At 66.0% G+C, this 1,611-nt stretch carries 1 protein-coding gene; it reads left to right on the top strand.

What is annotated here, in order from left to right:
• Positions 1 to 199: 199 nt before the first annotated feature.
• The coding region (locus C666_RS18995; RefSeq protein WP_004350212.1) for a porin family protein at positions 200 to 1,611 on the top strand (1,412 nt) is incomplete at its 3' end.

Raw genomic sequence — 1,611 nt, 5'->3', positions numbered from 1 at the left:
GCCTTCGGCGGCAGCAAAGTCAGCGGCACCATCACGCCTTGATGCCTGACCACTCTCCACTGGCGGCCACCAGCGGAGAGCGTCAGACGGGCGATTCCGGGTGAATCCTCATCCGGGCATCGTTTGGCACAAGCAGCACCTTTGGAGGCCGGTTCGCCGGCCTCCATTCTATTCCCTCCATCCTCGCCGGGAAATCTCGATGTTCCATCGCTTCAAAGCCCTGGGGTTCGTCCTGGCGGCCGCTTTCGTGCTGCCCGCCGCCTGGGCCGACGATGACGACACCCGCTTCCTGCAGGAACAGACGCAGCGCGCCGCCGAGCAGAAAGCGCAGGCCGAACAGGCCCTGGCCGCGCCGCCGGGCTCGCTGCTGTACGAAGGCAAGGTCTATCAGGTCGGCAACACGCTGGAGGAACTGGAACCGGCCCTCTACGTCGCCATCAACACCGGGCAATGGACCCGCCTGCCCGATTTCATCTCCCGCTACCGCCTGCTGCGCGGGCACCGCCCGGCCCTGGTCGCGATGGCCGACAGCCTGCTGGCGCGCTTCCACGGCGACTACCCGACCGCCGTGCAGCGCATGCAGGACGCCAACGCCCACGAGCCCGGCGACGCCCGCATCCGCCTCGAACTGGCCCGCCTGCTGTTCGAGGATAACCAGGACAAGCGCGCACGCACAGGCTTTGCCCACGCACTCGAAGCCGGCCTGCCGCCCAATGCCCGGATGCTGGTGCAACAGTATGAGCAGGCCCTGGACCTCCGCGCCGGCTGGCACGGCACGGCCGCGCTGGGCTGGGGCTACAACGACAACATCAACCAGGCCAACGGCTACCGCAGTTGCGAAAGCTACGTCCCGATATGGAACGTCTGCGCCTTCGAACGGATCATGCCCGAGGCCATCGGCTCACAGATGGTGAATTACGAACTGTCCATGCAGCGCCGCTTCAACCTGTCGGGCAACCATAACCTGCATGTGCGCCCGCTCAGCTACGGCAACTACTACGCGCGCACCAACCCTTCGGACACGGCCAGCATCCGGGACTACAGCACCAACCTGGCGATCCTTCAGGCGGGCTACCAGTATCTGGATGCGCGCGACAACGTCACGCTGACCCCGTACCTGGAGCACTACTACCGCAACCGCCACAGCGAGTACCTGGCCCACGGCCTGCAACTGGAGTGGCGCCATTCGCTGAGCCGGCAGTGGCAGATCGGTACCAGCCTGGATGCCAAGCGCTACGAATACACCTCGAAAGGGCTGCGGGTCGGCATGGACTACAAGCAGTATCAGTGGGGCGTGACGGCGAGCTTCTCCCCCCAGCCAGCCACCGCGCTGTACGGTGGGCTGGACCTGACGCGCAAGCAATACGAAGTGGCGCAGGCCAGCAGCAAGGATTGGGCGCTGCGCGCCGGCATCTACCACCAGTTTGCCGGCGAGGCGGGCCTGTTCATGAACGTGCTGGGCATCTACCGTGCGCTGCGCAACGACGCCTTCGATGGCTTTCTCGGCGCGCGGCGGCACGACAGGCAGCAGGTCTACATCGTCAGCCTGGGCGCCAACGGCTGGAAGATCGCCGGGCTGGTGCCGGAACTGCGCGTGCGCCACAGCCGCAA

Source organism: Thauera linaloolentis 47Lol = DSM 12138 (genome assembly GCF_000310205.1).
Lineage (GTDB): Bacteria > Pseudomonadota > Gammaproteobacteria > Burkholderiales > Rhodocyclaceae > Thauera > Thauera linaloolentis.
The sequence above is the reverse complement of the archived record's forward strand: the minus strand, read 5'-3'. Positions and strand labels throughout refer to the sequence as shown.